Annotated in this window: 16 protein-coding genes; 9 read left to right on the top strand and 7 right to left on the bottom strand. The window is 68.8% G+C overall.

The genetic code is table 11. From position 1 onward, the window contains the following. Positions 1-9: 9 nt before the first annotated feature. Together CLU95_RS09085 and ureE are read right to left on the bottom strand one after the other, a co-directional pair. The gene (locus tag CLU95_RS09085; protein WP_099792404.1) at positions 10-681 is read right to left on the bottom strand and encodes an urease accessory protein UreF; all 672 of its coding nucleotides are present in this window, start codon (positions 679-681) and stop codon (positions 10-12) included. A gap of 325 nt (positions 682-1,006) precedes the next feature. Continuing rightward, positions 1,007-1,615 (bottom strand): urease accessory protein UreE, encoded by a 609-nt coding sequence (ureE, locus tag CLU95_RS09080; RefSeq protein ID WP_099792402.1) that lies wholly within the window; start codon positions 1,613-1,615, stop codon positions 1,007-1,009. A 71-nt stretch (positions 1,616-1,686) separates the two neighbouring features. Here ureE and CLU95_RS09075 point away from each other — a divergent pair, with 71 nt between their 5' ends. The 4 genes from CLU95_RS09075 to CLU95_RS09060 all read left to right on the top strand — a co-directional run bounded on the left by CLU95_RS09075 (position 1,687) and on the right by CLU95_RS09060 (position 4,950). Then, positions 1,687-1,914 (top strand): AbrB/MazE/SpoVT family DNA-binding domain-containing protein, encoded by a 228-nt coding sequence (locus CLU95_RS09075; protein WP_095743901.1) that lies wholly within the window; start codon positions 1,687-1,689, stop codon positions 1,912-1,914. After that, on the top strand, positions 1,911-2,315 hold the full coding sequence (locus tag CLU95_RS09070; RefSeq protein ID WP_099792400.1) for a type II toxin-antitoxin system death-on-curing family toxin: 405 nt from the start codon (positions 1,911-1,913) through the stop codon (positions 2,313-2,315). The genes CLU95_RS09075 and CLU95_RS09070 overlap by 4 nt, the downstream gene beginning before the upstream one ends. A gap of 133 nt (positions 2,316-2,448) precedes the next feature. Continuing rightward, on the top strand, positions 2,449-3,387 hold the full coding sequence (locus CLU95_RS09065; protein WP_099792398.1) for a helix-turn-helix domain-containing protein: 939 nt from the start codon (positions 2,449-2,451) through the stop codon (positions 3,385-3,387). 162 nt (positions 3,388-3,549) lie between these two features. Continuing rightward, complete coding sequence (locus CLU95_RS09060; protein ID WP_099792396.1) at positions 3,550-4,950, top strand: amidase; 1,401 nt, start codon at positions 3,550-3,552, stop codon at positions 4,948-4,950. 4 nt (positions 4,951-4,954) lie between these two features. On the opposite strand, the gene ureC is transcribed toward CLU95_RS09060, so the two are convergent. From ureC to CLU95_RS09040, 4 genes are read right to left on the bottom strand one after another with little or no spacing between them, the layout of a single operon-like run. Next, positions 4,955-6,673: an urease subunit alpha gene (ureC, locus tag CLU95_RS09055; protein WP_099792394.1), complete on the bottom strand. Its 1,719-nt coding sequence runs from the start codon at positions 6,671-6,673 to the stop codon at positions 4,955-4,957. Positions 6,674-6,676: 3 nt separating this feature from the next. Beyond that, complete coding sequence (locus tag CLU95_RS09050) at positions 6,677-6,982, bottom strand: urease subunit beta (RefSeq protein ID WP_099792392.1); 306 nt, start codon at positions 6,980-6,982, stop codon at positions 6,677-6,679. A 7-nt stretch (positions 6,983-6,989) separates the two neighbouring features. After that, positions 6,990-7,589, bottom strand: a complete 600-nt coding sequence (locus tag CLU95_RS09045) for a HupE/UreJ family protein (RefSeq protein ID WP_099792390.1) — start codon at positions 7,587-7,589, stop codon at positions 6,990-6,992. Positions 7,590-7,618: 29 nt separating this feature from the next. Continuing rightward, positions 7,619-7,921 (bottom strand): urease subunit gamma, encoded by a 303-nt coding sequence (locus CLU95_RS09040; RefSeq protein ID WP_099792388.1) that lies wholly within the window; start codon positions 7,919-7,921, stop codon positions 7,619-7,621. A 78-nt stretch (positions 7,922-7,999) separates the two neighbouring features. Here CLU95_RS09040 and CLU95_RS09035 point away from each other — a divergent pair, with 78 nt between their 5' ends. From CLU95_RS09035 to CLU95_RS09020, 4 genes are all read left to right on the top strand, one after another. Next, complete coding sequence (locus CLU95_RS09035; protein WP_257214569.1) at positions 8,000-11,650, top strand: hybrid sensor histidine kinase/response regulator; 3,651 nt, start codon at positions 8,000-8,002, stop codon at positions 11,648-11,650. Between the two features lie 20 nt (positions 11,651-11,670). Next, positions 11,671-12,678 (top strand): response regulator transcription factor, encoded by a 1,008-nt coding sequence (locus tag CLU95_RS09030; RefSeq protein ID WP_099792386.1) that lies wholly within the window; start codon positions 11,671-11,673, stop codon positions 12,676-12,678. 81 nt (positions 12,679-12,759) lie between these two features. After that, complete coding sequence (locus CLU95_RS09025) at positions 12,760-13,452, top strand: hypothetical protein (RefSeq protein WP_257214568.1); 693 nt, start codon at positions 12,760-12,762, stop codon at positions 13,450-13,452. A gap of 104 nt (positions 13,453-13,556) precedes the next feature. Beyond that, positions 13,557-14,789, top strand: a complete 1,233-nt coding sequence (locus CLU95_RS09020; RefSeq protein ID WP_099792384.1) for a pyridoxal-phosphate dependent enzyme — start codon at positions 13,557-13,559, stop codon at positions 14,787-14,789. A 36-nt stretch (positions 14,790-14,825) separates the two neighbouring features. Here CLU95_RS09020 and CLU95_RS09015 read toward each other — a convergent pair whose 3' ends face one another. Next, positions 14,826-15,134, bottom strand: coding sequence for a DciA family protein (locus tag CLU95_RS09015; RefSeq protein WP_056578205.1), 309 nt, complete (start codon positions 15,132-15,134; stop codon positions 14,826-14,828). A gap of 204 nt (positions 15,135-15,338) precedes the next feature. On the opposite strand from CLU95_RS09015, the gene secA reads away from it, so the two are divergent. Then, on the top strand, positions 15,339-18,125 hold the full coding sequence (gene secA, locus CLU95_RS09010; RefSeq protein ID WP_099792381.1) for a preprotein translocase subunit SecA: 2,787 nt from the start codon (positions 15,339-15,341) through the stop codon (positions 18,123-18,125). Positions 18,126-18,127 lie beyond the last annotated feature (2 nt).

The following is an 18,127-nucleotide window of genomic DNA, read 5'->3' as shown; positions in this document are numbered from 1 at the left end:
CCGGTTCGGTCAGCTTCGGAAGAGGCGGGAATATTGTGTTTCATGGCGGGCCGACAACACCGCCAGCAGGGGCGCAAACGCCTGGCGATCGTCGTCGCTCAGTTGCATCGCGCGGTCGACGGCCGCAGGGATCTCGTTCGCCAGCCGCGCGAGGATGCGCTGGCCCGCGCTCTGGCCCAGCGGCACGGCCTTGACGGCGGCGGCCACCATGTTCTCGGCCCAGCCGAAGGCGAAGGCCAGGCAGCCGTCTTGTACGGAGGCTTCGGTGCGGCTGGCCGCGAACGCGAAGGCCACGGGGTAGGTCACGGGCAGGCCGGCGAAGACCTCGGCCGTGTCGGCGTGGTGAAGCTTCAGCCATTCGACGAAGGAGCGGCCCATCTGCTCGGTCTGCAGGAAGAACTCGGCGGATTCGCGCGTGTGCAGCACCCAGTCGTTGAGGGTGCGGATGCGTTGTGGGTCGTTCGCGCGCCAGGCGGCGATGGCCTGGGCCATCAGTGCGAGATCGCCGCGCGCGAAGCTCAGGTGCAGCTGGTCGGAGAGCCACTCGGTGGCACTGGCTTCTGATTGGATGCCGGCCCATTCGACGGCGGCCTCGATGCCTTCGGAGTACGAGAAGCCGCCGACCGGCAGGGCGGGGGAGGCGAGCCAGATGAGCTGTAGGAGGCTGTGGGGGGTGGGCATGTCTTCCTAGCCTGCGCCGTTGTTCAGGGCGCTTGCACAGGACACCGGGTACTCCCCTCCGCGAATGTCCCCCGGCCTGCGGCCTCCTCCTTTATTTCGCTGCGGGGAGCACCCGATGCCCTGTGCACGAGGGCACGCTGTCGGTTCGCGGCTGATCAATGACCGCTGCGAACAACGATCACGCTGATGGGGTGCCTTGCGCAGCGAAATCAAGGGGGAGCCCGAAGGGCGGAGGACATTCGCGGAGCAAGGTGCCCCGTCGGCGTGATCGCGCCCTGAAGAGCCACACGCAGTGCGACGGCGATTCGGAGCGCGAGGGTTCATTTCAATGCGAGTGGCCGTGGGAGTGGTCGTGGCCGTGATCGTCGTCGAGCAGTTCGGGGGCGAGCACGAGCGGCTTTGGGCCGCTCTTGCCGTGGGAATGTCCGTGGTCATGGCCATGGTCGTGGTCATGACTGTGGCCCCCATGCGAATGCCCTTGCGACCCGTACGCACCGCCTTCGGGCTCGAAGGCTTCTTCGACGGCGACGACGATCAGGTGCATCGAACGCAGCATGTCGGCCAGCACGTGGTCGGGTTCGATCTTCAGGTGGTCGGGCTTGAGCTCGATCGGCACATGCCGGTTGCCCAGGTGGTAAGCCGCGCGCGTCAGGTCGAAGGGCGTGCCGTGGGCGGTGCAGTGCGTGATGCGCAGCACCGGCTGCGGCGCCGCGATCACGCGCACCAGCGAGCCGTCTTCCGCAACCAGCACGTCGCCGCCGCGCACCGCGGTGCCGCGCGGCAGGAAGATGCCGATCTGCCGGCCCTGCGAGTCGGTGGCGTCGAAACGGCTTTTCTGGCGCACGTCCCAGTCGAGTTCGATGGTGGCGGCACGCTTGAGCAGCACGGGCGCGAGGCCGCGGCCCTGGGGCATGAGTTTGTTGGCGGTGAGCATGGCGGGTTGCGACTCCAGATGAGGCGGAATAATATAACGCTTGTTATAACTTTTTCTCGTGGGAGTCCGCCATGTCCGCACTCAAACTGACCCAGATCGGCAACTCGGTCGGCGTCATCCTGCCCAAGGAGGTGCTGGCCAGCATGAAGGTCGGCAAGGGCGACACGGTCTACCTCACGCAGGCCGCCGGTGGCGGCTTCACGCTGACACCGTACGACGACGCCTTCGAACGCCAGATGGAGGCGGCGCGGCGCGTCATGAAGAAGCGGCGCAACGTGCTGCGCGAGCTGGCGAAATGAGCGCGGCCAACCAGGCCTGGGTCTGGCTCAGCCTGCAGTTGATCCATGCCGTGCATGAGGAACAGCTGGCCGAACACGGCGGGCCGGCCGGCGTGCGCGACGAGGGCTTGCTGGCTTCGGCCATGGGCCGGCCGCAGAACCGCGCGCTGTACGAATCGCCCGATGTGGCCACGCTGGCCGCAGCCTACGCCTTCGGCATTGCGCGCAACCACCCCTTCACGGACGGCAACAAGCGAACAGCTTTTGTCGCGATGGAAGTGTTCCTCGACCTCAATGGCTTCGCGCTGGTTGCGTCCGACCACGACTGCGTGCTCATCACGCTGAAGCTCGCCGAAGGAGCACTGGACGAAGACGCGCTCGCCCAGTGGATTCGCGAGCACCTGGCGCCACGGGGCGGCTGAAGCGGCGCGCGTGGCGCGGGTGAGTGAAAGCGTAGGCATGAGCACGTTGCAGCAAGGGTTCTTCTTCTCGTAGCAAGTACCGGGCCCCGCGCAGGGCTTGCCTCCGCGCCCCATCCGCCCCAGCATCCGCGTCATGAACAGCCTGGCCTACCTGACGACCGATGTCGCCACCCCGCTGCGTTTCGACTACTGGCACGACGTCGTGTGCCGTCACTGCATTCCCGCGGCCAGCCGTGCGATGACGGCGGAGCCGTTCGAAGGGCGGCTCGACGTGCGTGACGTGGGCGCGGTCAGCGTCAACCGCATGTCGGCGCCGCTGCATTACTGGTCGCGCGACGCGCACCACCTGCGTCAGCACCCCCTGGACGACCTGTGGCTGGCGTTCGTGCAGGACGGCGAGGGCGCGTTCGTGCAAGGCGGGCGGCAGGGGCGGCTGAACACCGGGGACATGCTGCTCTACGACGCCGGCCGGCCGTTCGAATGCACGATGGACGCGCGCTCGGTCTACCTGGCGCGCATGCCGCGCCGGCTGCTGTTGCGGCGCTTTGCGAAGGCCGAAGACTTCACCGCCCGCACCATCGCCGCGGACCGCCCCGGCGCGAGGCCGCTGCACGCGATGCTGCAGGAGACGGCGAATCCGGCCTTTGCGCAGCCACATTCCGCTGCCGCCGAACGCTTCGGCGGCGCGCTCATCGATCTGCTGGCCGTGACGCTCGAACTGCAGCAGGACCTCACCGGCGACGCCGGCGCTGAGCACGGCCTGCACGCGCGCATGACGGCCTACATCGCGCGCCACCTGGATGACCCTGCTCTTTCGCTCGACACGATGGCGCAGGCGCACCACGTCTCGGCGCGCACCGTGGCGCGGGCATTCGCGCGGCAGGGCGCCACGGCGATGGGCGCGGTCTGGCAGGCACGTCTCGCAGCCAGCCGCGACGCGCTGATGGGCGGGCGCGCGCACAGCGTGACGGACGTCGCGTTCCAGCACGGGTTCTCCGACCTGTCGCATTTCAGCCGGGCCTTCCGCAAGGCGTACGGCTGCGCGCCGCACACGCTGCTGAAGGCGCGTTGAGCGCTGCGCGTGGGGTGTCCGCCCCAGCACAAGTGCATGTCCGGAAGAGACCAGCGCGGGCCGCCCCGCGCCGATAAGGTTCGCCCGGGGTGGCAGCTTCTGCCGCTTGGTATTTGGATTCGGACCTTCTTTTTCTCAACCCTACACATGCGGGAGTCAGTCATGGCGGACAAGGAATTGCATCATCTCGAACTGCTGGAAGTCGGCCGGCAGATCCAGTCGCGCGAGCGCTCGTCGGAGGAGGTCACGCGCGCCATGCTCGCGCGCATCGAGGCTGTCGATGGGCGGCTGCGCAGCTACGCGACGCGCATGGACGCGCAGGCACTCGACGACGCGCGCCGCGCCGACACCGAGATCGCCGCTGGCCGCGCGCGCGGGCCGCTGCACGGCGTGCCGCTGGCCGTGAAAGACCTGCTGTGGACCGAGGGCGTGCCGAGCGCGCACGGCATGACGATCCACCAGTCGTTCCGTCCGACGGAAGACGCGACCGTGGTGCGCCGCCTGCGCGAGGCCGGCGCGGTGATCCTCGGCAAGCTGCAGCAGACCGAAGGCGCGTTCGCCGACCACCATCCGCAGATCGCGTCGCCGGTCAACCCGTGGGACGCCACGCTGTGGCCCGGCGTGTCGTCCAGCGGCTCGGGCGTGGCCACGGCGGCAGGCCTGTGCTTTGGCGCGCTGGGCACCGACACGGGCGGGTCGATCCGCTTTCCGTCGGCGGCCAACGGCATCACGGGCCTGAAGCCGACGTGGGGGCGGGTGAGCCGCTACGGCGCCTTCGAGCTGGCCGCTTCGCTCGACCACATCGGCCCGATGACGCGCAGCGCGGCCGACGCGGGCGCGATGCTGGCGGCCATTGCCGGCGCCGATTCGCGCGACCCGACGGCGAGCACGTTGCCGGTGCCCGACTACCTGGCGACGATGACGCGCGGCCTGGCCGGCCTGCGCGTGGGCATCGACCCCGCCTGGACGCTGGACCGCGTGGACGCTCCCACGCGCGCCACGCTGGCCGCCGCGATCCGCACGGTCGAATCGCTGGGGGCTTCGGTGCGCGAGGTGGTGTTTCCCGACACGGCGCAGGCGGTGCTCGACTGGTCGCGGCTGTGCGCGGTCGAGACTGCCGTGGCGCATGAGGCCACGTACCCGGCGCGGCGTGCAGAGTACGGTCCGGGCCTCTCGGGGCTGATCGACCTCGGCCTGTCGCAGAGCGCCACCGACTACCAGAAGCTGCTGCTGCGCCGCGCCGATTTCACTGGCCGTGTGCGTGCGTTCTTCGAGCCGATCGACCTGCTGCTGATTCCGGCCATTCCCTTCGCGGCGCCAACGCTCGAACGCGCGAGCCAGCTCGGCGTGGACCCGGAGCTGCTGGCGGGCATGCTGCGCTACACCTGCCCGTTCGACCTCACGGGCAGCCCCACGCTCACTTTGCCGGGCGGCGCCACCGAGGCGGGTGTGCCGGTGGCCTTCCAGTTCGTGGCGCCGCACTTCGGAGAAGACCTGCTGGTGCGCGCGGGCTGGGCGTTCCAGCGGGCGACCGACTGGCACCGCCGGCATCCGGCGGTGTGAGGTTTCAGAACAGGAAGTACCGCTGCGCCATCGGCAGCACCTTGGCCGGCTCGCAGGTGAGCAGGTGGCCGTCGGCGCGCACGGCGTAGGTCTGCGCGTCGATCTCCATCTTCGGCGTATAGCCGTTGTGGATCAGGTCCCTCTTGCGCACGTTGCGGATGTTCTTCACCGCGCTGAGGTGCTTGCTGAGGCCGTAGCGCTCCTTGATGCCCGCGGCCAGCCCGGCCTGCGAGACGAAGGTCAGTGAACTCTTGGCGAGCGAGCCGCCGTAGGCGCCGAACATCGGCCGGAAGTGCACCGGCTGTGGCGTGGGAATCGACGCGCTGGGGTCGCCCATCGCGGCCATGGCGATAGTGCCGCCCTTGATGATGGTGAAGGGCTTCACGCCGAAGAAGGCCGGCTTCCAGACCACGAGGTCGGCCCACTTGCCGACTTCGATGGAGCCCACCTCGTGCGCGATGCCGTGCGCGAGGGCCGGGTTGATCGTGTACTTGGCGATGTAGCGCCGCACGCGGAAGTTGTCGTTGCGTTCGCTGTCTTCGGGCAGTGCGCCGCGCTGCTGCTTCATCTTGTGCGCGGTCTGCCAGGTGCGGATGATCACCTCGCCGACACGGCCCATGGCCTGGCTGTCGGAGCTGAACATGCTGATCGCGCCCAGGTCGTGCAGCACGTCTTCGGCGGCGATGGTTTCCTTGCGGATGCGCGACTCGGCAAAGGCCAGGTCTTCGGCGATGCCGGCGTCCAGGTGGTGGCACACCATGAGCATGTCGACGTGCTCGTCGAGCGTGTTCACGGTGTAGGGCATCGTCGGGTTGGTCGACGAGGGCAGGAAGTTCGCCTCGCCGACCACGCGCAGGATGTCGGGCGCATGGCCGCCGCCCGCGCCCTCGGTGTGAAAGGCGCAGAGGACGCGCCCGCCCACGGCGGCAATCGTGTTCTCGACAAAGCCCGACTCGTTGAGCGTGTCGCTGTGGATCGCCACCTGCGTGTCGGTGGCGTCGGCCACGTCCAGGCAGTTGCTGATGGCCGCGGGCGTGGTGCCCCAGTCTTCGTGCAGCTTCAGGCCCATGACGCCGGCCTCGATCTGTTCGTGCAGCGCATCGGGCAGGCTGGCGTTGCCTTTGCCGAGGAAGCCCAGGTTCATCGGGAACGCATCGGCCGCCTGCAGCATGCGTTCGATGTGCCACGGGCCGGGCGTCGCGGTGGTCGCGAAGGTGCCGGTGGCCGGGCCGGTGCCGCCGCCGAGCATGGTCGTCACGCCCGAGGCCAGCGCCTCTTCGATCTGCTGCGGGCAGATGAAGTGGATGTGGCTGTCGATGCCACCCGCGGTGACGATGGTGCCTTCGCAGCTGATGATCTCGGTGCCCGGGCCGATGACGATGTCCACGCCCGGTTGCACGTCAGGGTTGCCGGCCTTGCCGATGGCGGCGATGCGGCCGTCCTTCAGGCCGATGTCGGCTTTGACGATGCCCCAGTGGTCGAGGATCAACGCGTTGGTCATCACGGTGTCGACGGCGCCTTGGGCGCGCGTGCGCTGCGACTGCGCCATGCCGTCGCGGATCGTCTTGCCGCCGCCGAACTTCACCTCTTCGCCGTAGCCGCCGGCACGCAGCGTGTAGTCGGCTTCCACTTCGATCAGCAGGTCGGTGTCCGCGAGACGAACCCGGTCGCCCACGGTGGGGCCGAAGATTTCTGCATAGGCGCGTCGCCCGATGGTGGCCATGTTTCAGAGCTTCCCTTGAACGAGGCCGCGAAAGCCGTAGACGATGCGATCGCCGGAAAAATCGACCAGCTCGACCGTGCGCTGCTGGCCCGGCTCGAAGCGCACCGCGGCGCCCGAAGCGATGTTCAGCCGCATGCCGCGCGCGGCGGCGCGGTCGAAGTCGAGCGCGCCGTTGGTTTCTGCAAAGTGGTAGTGCGAGCCGACCTGGATCGGCCGGTCGGCCGTGTTGCGCACCACCAGCGTGAGGGCGCGGCGGCCGGGGTTGAGCGTGTGCTCGCCGTCGTCGGTGAAAAGTTCGCCGGGCGTCATGGCCGCCTCAGATCGCCTGGGCCAGCAGCGTGGCGCCGAGGGCGACCACGGCAGCACCGGCCACGCGTGGCAGCCATACGTTGGCATGGCGCAGGGCCCATCCCAGCGCGATGCCGGCCGCGTGCAGCAGCAGCGTGGCGCTGACCATGCCGGCCAGCGTGAGGGCGGCGCCGTGCTCGCCCGCGAGTTCGTGGCCGTGCGCCACGCCGTGGAAGACGGCGAACAGGCCCACGACGGCCATGGCGACGCCGGCCGGCAGGTGCACGCGCGTGGCGACCAGGAGGCCCAGCACCAGCAGCGAGGCGGCGATCATCGGTTCGACGGCGGGCAGCTGCACGCCGGCCAGCCCGGCCAGCGCACCCGCGAGCAGCATGCCGGCGAAGGCCAGCGGCGCCCACAGCAGGTCGGGCCAGGCGCGGCGCGCGACCAGCGCGCTCCACAGGCCGACCGCGACCATCGCCGCGAGGTGGTCGGCGCCGGTCAGCGGGTGCATGAAGCCGGTCACGAAGCCGTGGTGCACGCCGCCGTCGACGCCGGTGTGGGCGCTGGCGGCCAGCGGCAGCAGGAGGAGGGTGGCGAGCAGGGCGGAAGTCTTTGCGAAGCGCATGGAGGGGTCTTTCTTCTTGTGGCGGAGGTTCAGACGATCGGCTGGTGGACGGTCACGAGCTTGGTGCCGTCGGGAAAGCTGGCTTCGACCTGGATGTCCGGGATCATGTCGGCGATGCCGTCCATCACGTCGGCGCGCGTGAGCACGCTGCGGCCCTCGCTCATCAGCTCGGCGACGCTCTTGCCGTCGCGGGCGCCTTCCATCACGGCGGCGGTGATGAGCGCGACGGCTTCGGGGTAGTTGAGCTTGAGCCCGCGCGCCTTGCGGCGTTCGGCCAGCAAGGCGGCCGTGAAGATCAGCAGCTTGTCTTTTTCGCGCGGGGTCAGTTCCATGGCGGCGGCTTCGTCGGGTGGCGGTCGGTGATTATGGTCAAGCCGGTCTCTTTGCAACAGTCGTGCCCTGTTCGCCAAATGCCGTACCTGGTGGCACGGAAGCTGCACCGAAACGGTGTGAATTCCGCCGAACCCCCTCTCCTGACCGACGACGCCCCCCAGCGCATCGTGAAGGTGCGGCGCGACTACAACAGCTGGGTCGCGAGCGAAACGCTCGAGGACTACGCGCTGCGCTACACGCCACAGCGCTTTCGCAAATGGTCCGAATGGCGGGTGGCCAACACGGCCTTCGGAGCGGCCTCGTTCCTGGTGCTGGAGGCGGTCGGCGCCACGCTGCTGGTGCAGTACGGCTTTGCCAATGCCTTCTGGGCGATCCTGGCGACGGGGCTCATCATCTTCCTGGCAGGCCTGCCGATCAGCATGTACGCGGCGCGCTACGGCCTGGACATGGACCTGCTCACGCGCGGCGCCGGCTTCGGCTACATCGGCTCGACGCTCACCTCGCTGATCTACGCGAGCTTCACTTTCATCTTCTTTGCGCTCGAGGCAGCCGTGATGGCCTATGCGCTCGAGCTGGCGCTGGGCATTCCGCCGGTGTGGGGCTACCTGGTGTGCGCGCTGGTGGTGATTCCGCTGGTCACGCACGGGGTGTCGGTGATCAGCCGGCTGCAGCTGTGGACACAGCCGCTGTGGCTGCTGATGCTGGTGGTGCCTTTTGTGTTCGTGCTCGTGCGCGATCCTGGTGCGTTTGCGGGCATAACGCACTACAGCGGGGCGAAGCCGGGCGCGCAAGGATTCAACTTGCACCTGTTCGGTGCCGCGTTGACGGTCGGCATCGCGCTCATCACGCAGATGGGCGAGCAGGCCGACTACCTGCGCTTCATGCCGGCGCGCACCGCGGGCACGGCGCGCCGCTGGTGGGCGGGCGTGCTGGCGGGCGGGCCGGGCTGGGTGGTGCTGGGCGTGGTCAAGATGCTGGGCGGGGCGTTGCTGGCCTACCTGGCGATCACGCACATGGTGCCGGTCGAGCGCGCGGTCGATCCGAACCAGATGTACCTGGCGGCCTACGAGTACGTGTTCCCGAACTACGGCTGGGCGGTGGCGGCGACGGCGCTGTTCGTGGTGATCTCGCAGCTGAAGATCAACGTGACGAATGCCTATGCGGGCTCGCTGGCCTGGAGCAATTTCTTCTCGCGCGTGGCGCACAGCCACCCGGGGCGCGTGGTGTGGGTGGTGTTCAACGCGCTCATCGCCTTCATGCTGATGGAGATGAACGTGTTCGAGGCGCTGGGCGATGTGCTGGGGCTGTTCGCCAACATCGCCATCGCCTGGATGATGGCCGTGGTGGCCGACCTGGTCATCAACAAGCCGCTGGGGCTGTCGCCGCCCGGCATCGAGTTCAAGCGCGCGCACCTGTGGGACATCAACCCGGTGGGCGTGGGCGCGATGGCGCTGGCGTCGGTGCTGTCGATCACGGCGCACCTCGGTGTGTTCGGGCCGCTGGCGCAAGCGTTCTCGGCGCTGATCGCGCTCGGCACGGCGCTGGTGGCGTCGCCGTTGCTGGCGTGGGCCACGGGCGGCAAGTACTACCTGGCGCGCACGTCCGACGCGGGCGGCTCGGTGCTGTTTGCGCCGGCCGCGGGCGGACGCAAGGTGCGCTGGGCGCGGGTCGAGCCGTCGACGGACGAGGGCGGCAGCTACCAGCGCCTGAAGGTGCAGCACTGCGTGATCTGCGAGCGCGAGTACGAAGGCCCCGACATGGCGCACTGCCCGGCCTACCAGGGCGCGATCTGCTCGCTGTGCTGCACGCTCGATGCGCGCTGCGGCGACCTGTGCAAGCCGCACGCGAGCCTGTCGGCGCAGTGGTCCGCCGTGCTGCGCTGGCTGCTGCCGCGCCGCAGCTGGCGCTACCTCGACACGGGGCTTGGGCACTTCCTGCTGCTGATGCTGGTCATCGTGCCGCTGCTGGCCGTGGTGTTCGGCGTGCTCTACCAGCAGGAGCTGCGCGCCCTGAGCGAGGGCGCGCTCGCGCTGGCGGCGCAGGTCGACGTGGCCGGGGCGCTCGTCGCCGTGCAGCAGGCCTCATTGCGCTCGGGCTTTCTCAAGGCCTACATGGCGCTGCTGGTCATCGCGGGCATCGTCGCGTGGTGGCTGGTGCTGGCGCACCAGAGCCGCAAGGTGGCGCAAGAGGAGTCGAACCGGCAGACCCACCTGCTGGTGCGAGAGATCGCGCTGCACCGCGAAACCGACCGCGCGCTGCAGGACGCCAAGCAGAGCGCCGAAGAAGCCCGGGAGATCGCCGAGCACGCCAAGCTCGCGGCCGACCAGGCGCGGCGCGCAGCGGACCTCGCGAACCAGGCCAAGAGCCGCTACATCAGCGCCATCAGCCACGAGCTGCGCACGCCGCTCAACAGCATCCTGGGCTATGCGCAGCTCATGGGCGAAGACCACTCGGTGCCGCCGCACCGCCAGCAGGCGGTGGCCGTCATCAAGCGCGGCGGCGAGCACCTGCTGTCGCTCATCGAGGGCACGCTGGCCATCGCCCACATCGAGGCCGGCAAGCTCACGCTCGATGCGCGGCCCATGCGCTTTGCCGATGCCATGCGCGAGCTGGCCGACATGTTCGAACTGCAGGCGGCCGAGAAGGGACTGCGCTTTCGCTTCGAGGCGGCCGGTGCGTTGCCCGACGTGGTGCGCGCCGACGAAAAACGCGTGAGCCAGATCCTCATCAACCTGCTGGGCAACGCGATTAAGTTCACGGCGGCGGGCCAGGTGACCTTGCGCATGTCCTACGCACGCGAGTTCGCCGCCATCGAGATCGAGGACACCGGGCCGGGCATGACGGACGCCGACATCGAGCGCATCTTCGAGCCCTTTGCGCGCGGCCACGCGGCGGTGTCGTCGGCGCCGGGCGCGGGCCTGGGCCTGACCATCGCGAAGATGCTGACCGACCTGATGGGCGGCGAGATGAAGGTGCGCAGCACGCCGGGGGAGGGCTCGCTGTTCTGCGTGCGGCTGTTCCTGCCGCGGGTGCACGAGGCGGTGGCGGGCACTGCGCGCATCGCGCCGGCGCCGCGTGCACGGCGCGGCTACGAGGGCGCGCGGCGGCGCCTGCTGGTGGTCGACAACGAGGAGGCCGACCGCGAGCTGCTGGGCCATGTGCTCGCGCCGCTGGGCTTCGAGCTGCGCAGCGCGGCCAGCGGGCACGACGCGCTGGACCTCATCGCCGCCGGCTACCGTCCCGACGCCATGTTCGTCGACCTCGCGATGCCCGGCATCGACGGCTGGGAAACCATCCGCCGCGCGCGCAAGCTGGGGCTGGCCGAAGCGTCGGTGGCCATCGTCTCGGCCAACGCTTTCGACAAAGGGCTCGACAACGACGTGGGCATTGCGCCCGAAGACTTCTTCGTCAAGCCCGTGCGCCACACCGAACTGCTCGACTGGCTGGAGCGCCGGCTCGCCCTGCAGTGGACCGACACCGCCGCGCGGCCCGCACCCACCGTGGCCGCGCCGCGTGCGATGCAGCCGCCGTCGCTCGCGCGTCTGCGTGCACTCGACGAGGCCGTGGGTCTGGGCTACTTTCGCGGCATCATGAACCAGCTCGACGACATCGACGCCGCGCAGCCCGAATGCGCCGCGTGGACCGAGGCCCAGCGCGCGCTGGCCCGCCAGTTCCAGTTCGAGGCCATGGGCCGCGCGCTGGCCGAAGCCGCCGAGGGCGCCGCATGACCCTTTTGTCTCCACCGACCATGCTCACTTCGCCGCTCGCCCGCACGCTGCGTGAACAGCAGGGCGCCCACGGCGACCTGGTGCTGATCGTCGACGACGTGCCCGACAACCTCGCCGTGCTGCACGACGCGCTCGACGAATCGGGCTACACCGTGCTCATCGCCACCAACGGCGAGCAGGCACTGCAGCGCGCCGCGCAGGCGCGTCCCGACATCGTGCTGCTCGACGCCATGATGCCGGGCATCGACGGCTTCGAGGTGGCGCGCCGGCTCAAGGCCGATGCGGCCACCGCGCACATTCCCATCGTCTTCATGACGGGCCTCACCGAGACCGAGCACCTCGTGGCCGCGCTCGAGGCGGGCGGGGTCGACTACGTCACCAAGCCCATCAAGCCGAAGGAGGTGCTGGCGCGCATGAACGTGCACCTGCAGGGCGCCCGCCGCGCGCGGCAGGAGGCGCACCAGGCCGGCCAGGCACGCAATGCGCTCGACGCCTTCGGCTACGCAAGCATCACGGTGCGGCTGCCCGAGGGGCGGCTGATCTGGCAGACGGCGCTGGCGCGCGACCTGCTGGCGCGCTACTGCGAGACGCAGGCGCCCGAGACGCCGCCGGCCGTGCTCGACTGGCTGCGCCAGCACGCGCCCGAGGCACGCGCGCGCGGCATCGAGCCGCCCGCGCTGGTCATCGCGCAGGGCGCGCGCAGCCTGAGCCTGCGGCTGCACCGCCAGACCGGCGAGGACGATGCGGGCGACGAATGGATGATCGTCATGCGCGAGGTCTCCGACACCGCCGTGATCGAGGCCATGAGCCTGAGCCTGAAGCTCACGGCGCGCGAGGCCGAGGTGCTGTACTGGGTGGTCAAGGGCAAGACCAACAAGGACATCGGCGAGATCCTCGGCAGCAGCCCGGCCACCGCGAAGAAGCATCTGGAACGCGTGTACGTGAAGCTGGGCGTGGAGACGCGCACGGCAGCGGCCGGCGTGGCGATCAAGCGCATCCGCGAGCTGCAGCCGCAGTTCGAGTTCTGAGGGTGCGAGGGCTGCGCCGCGTCATGGCGTGGACTTTCCGGCTTCCTAGAATGAGGCAGGGCTCTCTGAGGGAAGCACGAGATGAAGAACAACAACATGCGCACCGCACGCCTGCTTTTTGCCGCATGCGCGGCGCTGCCAGGCCTCGGCGCGCAGGCCGCCGGCCACTTCGATGTCGACGACGCCGGCACGCTCGATCCGGGCCAGTGCCAGTACGAAACCTGGTGGGGCCGCAGCGGCGCCGAGCCGGTCACGACGGGCTGGCATGTCGGGCCGGCCTGCCGGGTCGGGCCGGTCGAGCTGGGGTTGAATTTCGACCGGCTCTCGGCACAGGGCGTTCATTCGGTCACGGGCGGTCCTCAACTCAAATGGACCTTTGCCGGGACGGCCGCCGACGCGCCTTTCAGCGCCGCCGTGTCGATGGGCGCGGTGGCCGACCTGCGGCGCGGCGGTCGCTGGGGCGGCCAGTTGGTCGTGCCGCTCACGTGGCGGCCCACCGGCAGCCTGCAGTTCCACGCCAACCTGGGCGCCGACTGGGCGCTGGGCACCGGCCTGCGCACGCCGCGCGGCGGCTTGGCGGTGGAGTGGGCGCTGAACGACGCCGTGTCGCTGATCGCGGAGCGCAACCGGGCCGGGGGCGTGTGGACCTCGCGCGTGGGCGGCCGCTTCAGCCTGACGCCGCTGATCAGCGTCGACATCAGCACCTCGCGCACCGGGCCGCAGGGCGTGCGCGGCGTGGTGATCGGGCTGAACCACGAATTCACGTGGAAATAAGTGAAGGAAATCTGAAATTCACTGCAATGGGATGAACTCCCGTATCGTGGATTTCGTTGATTTTGAATAAGATTCGGTCACATTTATTAACGAGTCAACGATCCGTGACCCCATCGCCCGTTCTGGACTTCAAGTTCACCGCGCCGCCGGAGAACCCCGCGCAGACCTTCCTGCCGGGCCGGCCGGCCGGGGTGCTCGGCCGCTCGTTCACGCCCGAGCGCAATCCGCGGCTGCAGGGGCTGCAGTGCCTGCGCTGCGACACGCTGTACCCGGTCACGCTCGCGAACGACGGCTGCCCGGCCTGCCGGCAGGCCGGCTTTCATGTCGGGCTGCGCGCAAGCTACCGGCCCGGCGGCACGGACGTGGTGCCGATGCCGTACGTGCAGGGTTTTTCGTTGGGCGAGGGAAACACGCCCCAGCACGACATGCCCGACCTGGCGCAGCAGTTCGGCGTGGCGCGCCTGAGCATCAAGGACGAATCGCGCAACCCGACCGGCTCGCCCAAAGACCGGCTGACCGCGATGGGCGTGGCCCAGGCGCTGGACGCCGGCGCCCACACGCTGGTGCTCGCATCGTCAGGCAACACGGCGGTCTCGGCGGCGCACTACGCGTGGGCCGCGGGGCTCGGTTGCGAAGTGGCCACTTACGAGGCGATGCCCGCCACCTATGCGCGCCAGCTCGACGCATTGGGCGCGCGGCGCTATGTGTTCGCCGACAACACGGGCCGCTGGGGCTTCGTGCGCGAGCGCTCGCAGTACCCGGGCTATTTCGCGCTCTCCAACTACCGGCTGCCGGCGCTCGGCAGCGCGCCATTGGGTGTGGAGGGCTACAAGGCCATCGCCGAAGAGTGCCTGCAGGACGGCGGCCTGCCGGACCACGTCGTGGTGCCGACCGGCCGTGGCGACATGGCCTGGGGCATCTACGCCGGCTTTCGCGACCTGTTGGCGGCAGGGCGCATCGCGCGCCTGCCGCGGATGTGGCTGGTCGAACCCTTCCCGCGGCTGTCGCGCGTGCTCGGGGGCGGGGCGCTCAACGGCAGTTACCCCGGTCGCACGGCGCAGCTGTCGAGCGCGGGCGCGACGGTCACGTATCTGCAATGGCAGGCGGCCACGGCCAGCGGCGGCGGTGCCGTGGTGGTGGGCGATGACGAGGCCCGCGCGGCGCGGCGGCTGCTTACCGCGGCCGGCGTGAGCGCCGAGCTGGCGGCGGCGGCGGGCCTGGGGGCCGTGCGGCAACTGCGCGAGGCCGAGACCATCGCGGCCGATGCGCACGTCGTGCTGGTGCTGACCTCCGACGCGTCGAGCGATCCGAGCTGGCCCGACCGCGCCGTGGCCTGAGCCGCGCGTGCCACGCGTGTCGCATGGCCCCGGGGCTCAGCGCCCCGTGTACACCTTGATGCGGATCGTCGCGACGTCCCAGCCCCGGTTCTTCAGGCGCGTGACCAGCATCGGCGACAGCTGCCGCAGCTTGGCCGCGGCGGCGCTGCCCTTGACCAGCAGGCACCACACATCGCCCTCGGCCGGCCCCGGCTGGATGGCCGCGCGCATGGCCGGCGGAATCAACCCTTCGATGGCCTTCAGCCGCTCGGCCGTGTCCCGCGCGCGCGCCATCAGGCTCCCCAGGGTGGGGGCGCCTGCCGCAGCTTCGTGCAGTGAAATGGCGGGGGGAAGTCGGCGATACATGGGTAATCCAGGGGTTAGAAACAAGACAGCTAAAATGCCCGGTTTGCCGACGCTTGCGTCGGCGTTTGTTCCGGAACGGGGCCATCCGACTTCGAGACTTGCCAAGCTTGCATTCGAAGAAGGTGCGCCCAACTGCTTTCACCATATCTTAGGGAATCCGGTCGCAGTGCCTGTCGTGTCAGGTGCCCGCCCCTCTCCACGCCCATGGCAACCAACTTCCTGACCCAGATCTTCGGCAGTCGCAACGACCGGCTCCTCAAGCAGTATCGCAAGACGGTGACGCGCATCAATGCGCTCGAACCCGAATTCGAAAAGCTCAGCGACGACGCGCTGCGCGCCAAGACGCAGGAATTCAAGGACCGCGTCGCCAAGGGCGAAAGCCTCGACGACCTGCTGCCCGAAGCCTTCGCCACCGTGCGCGAAGGCTCCAAGCGTGTCATGAAGATGCGCCACTTCGACGTCCAGCTGCTCGGCGGCATGGCGCTGCACAACGGCAAGATTTCCGAAATGCGCACCGGCGAAGGCAAGACGCTGACCGCCACGCTGCCGGTGTACCTGAATGCGCTGTCCGGCAAGGGCGTGCACGTGGTCACGGTGAACGACTACCTGGCCAACCGCGACGCGACCTGGATGGGCCGCCTGTACAACTTCCTGGGACTGTCGGTGGGCATCAACCTGCCCCAGATGCCGCGCGAAGAAAAGCAGGAGGCCTACCGCAGCGACATCACGTACGGCACCAACAACGAGTACGGCTTCGACTACCTGCGCGACAACATGGTCTACGAGCCCGGCGACCGGGTGCAGCGCGGCCTGAACTTCGCGATCGTCGACGAGGTGGACTCCATCCTGATCGACGAGGCCCGCACGCCGCTGATCATCAGCGGCCAGGCCGAAGACCACACCGACCTGTACCTGGCGATCAACAAGGTGGTGCCGCTGCTCAAGAAGCAGGAAGGCGAAGCCGATCCGCGCACGGGCGAGGGCGTCACGGTGCCCGGCGACTTCACGGTGGACGAGAAAACCCACCAGGTGTTCCTGACCGAAGACGGCCACGAGAACGCCGAGCGCATCCTGGGCGAGCTCAAGCTGATTCCCGAAGGCGCGTCGCTGTACGACCCCGCCAACATCACGCTGATGCATCACCTGAATGCCGCGCTGCGTGCCCGCCACCTGTACCACCGCGACCAGCACTACGTGGTGCAGCAGGGCGAAGTGGTCATCGTCGACGAATTCACCGGCCGCCTCATGAGCGGTCGCCGCTGGAGCGACGGCCTGCACCAGGCCGTGGAAGCCAAGGAAGGCGTCGAGATCCAGGCCGAGAACCAGACACTGGCCTCGATCACCTTCCAGAACTACTTCCGCCTGTACGGCAAGCTGGCCGGCATGACCGGCACGGCCGACACCGAGGCCTACGAGTTCCAGGAAATCTACGGTCTCGAGACCACGATCATTCCGCCGAACCGCATCAGCAAGCGCGACGACCAGCTCGACCGCGTCTACAAGACGACGCGCGAGAAGTACGAAGCGGCCATCCAGGACATCCGCGAGTGCTACGAGCGCGGCCAGCCGGTGCTGGTGGGCACCTCGTCGATCGAGAACTCCGAAATCATCGACGCCCTGCTCGAGAAGGCAGGCCTGCCGCACCAGGTGCTGAACGCCAAGCAGCACGCCCGCGAAGCCGACATCGTGGCGCAGGCCGGTCGCACGAAGATGATCACCATCGCGACCAACATGGCCGGCCGCGGCACCGACATCGTGCTGGGCGGCAACATCGAGAAGATGATCGAGGCGATCGAGAACGACGAAGGCCGCGACGAAGCCACCAAGCAAGCCGACATCGCGCACGTGCGCGCCGAATGGACCAAGGACCACGAGTTCGTGAAGTCGCTGGGCGGCCTGCGCATCATTGCCACCGAACGCCACGAATCGCGCCGCATCGACAACCAGCTGCGCGGCCGTTCGGGCCGCCAGGGCGACCCGGGTTCGTCGCGCTTCTACCTGAGCCTGGACGATCCGCTGATGCGCATCTTCGCGGGCGACCGCGTGAAGGCGATCATGGACCGCCTGAAGATGCCCGACGGCGAAGCCATCGAGGCCGGCATCGTCACGCGCAGCATCGAGAGCGCGCAGCGCAAGGTCGAGGCGCGCAACTTCGACATCCGCAAGCAGCTGCTCGAGTACGACGACGTGTCGAACGACCAGCGCAAGGTGATCTACCAGCAGCGCAACGACATCCTCGATGCGGCCGACCTTACGGCGCAGATCGCCGCGCTGCGCGAAGGCTGCTTCACCGACCTCGCGCGCCAGTACGTGCCGCGTGAATCGGTCGAAGAGCAATGGGACCTCGACAACCTCGAGAAGAGCCTGTTCAGCGAGTGGGGCATCGACATGCCGCTCAAGCAGCAGGTCGAGGCCGCCGACGCCATCTCCGACGAGGAAGTGGTCGAAAAAATCGTGGCCTACGCCAACGAGAGCTTCGATGCCAAGGTCACGCTGATCGGCCAGGAGAACTTCACCCAGTTCGAACGCATGGTGCTGCTGCAGAGCATCGACACCCACTGGCGCGAACACCTGGCCTCGCTCGACTACCTGCGCCAGGGCATCCACCTGCGCGGTTATGCGCAGAAGCAGCCCAAGCAGGAATACAAGCGCGAAGCCTTCGAACTGTTCGGCCAGCTGCTCGACTCGGTCAAGAACGAAGTCACGCGCCAGCTCATGACGGTGCGCGTGCAGTCGGGTGAACAGCTCGAGCAGGCGGCCGAAGAAATGGAAAGCCGCGGCGAGAACGTCTCGAACATCACCTACACCGCGCCCACCGAGACGGGCGAGGTCGAGGTGCGCGTCGACGAAGAGAACCAGCGCCGTCTCGCGGCCGTCGGCACCGGCGCCCTGAGCGCCGAAGCCGCCGCCTTCGCGCGCGTCGGCCGCAACGACCCCTGCCCCTGCGGCAGCGGCAAGAAGTACAAGCAGTGCCACGGCAAGCTGAGCTGAAG

This window comes from Variovorax sp. 54 (assembly GCF_002754375.1).
GTDB lineage: Bacteria > Pseudomonadota > Gammaproteobacteria > Burkholderiales > Burkholderiaceae_C > Variovorax.
This window is presented reverse-complemented; position numbering and strand designations above follow the sequence as displayed.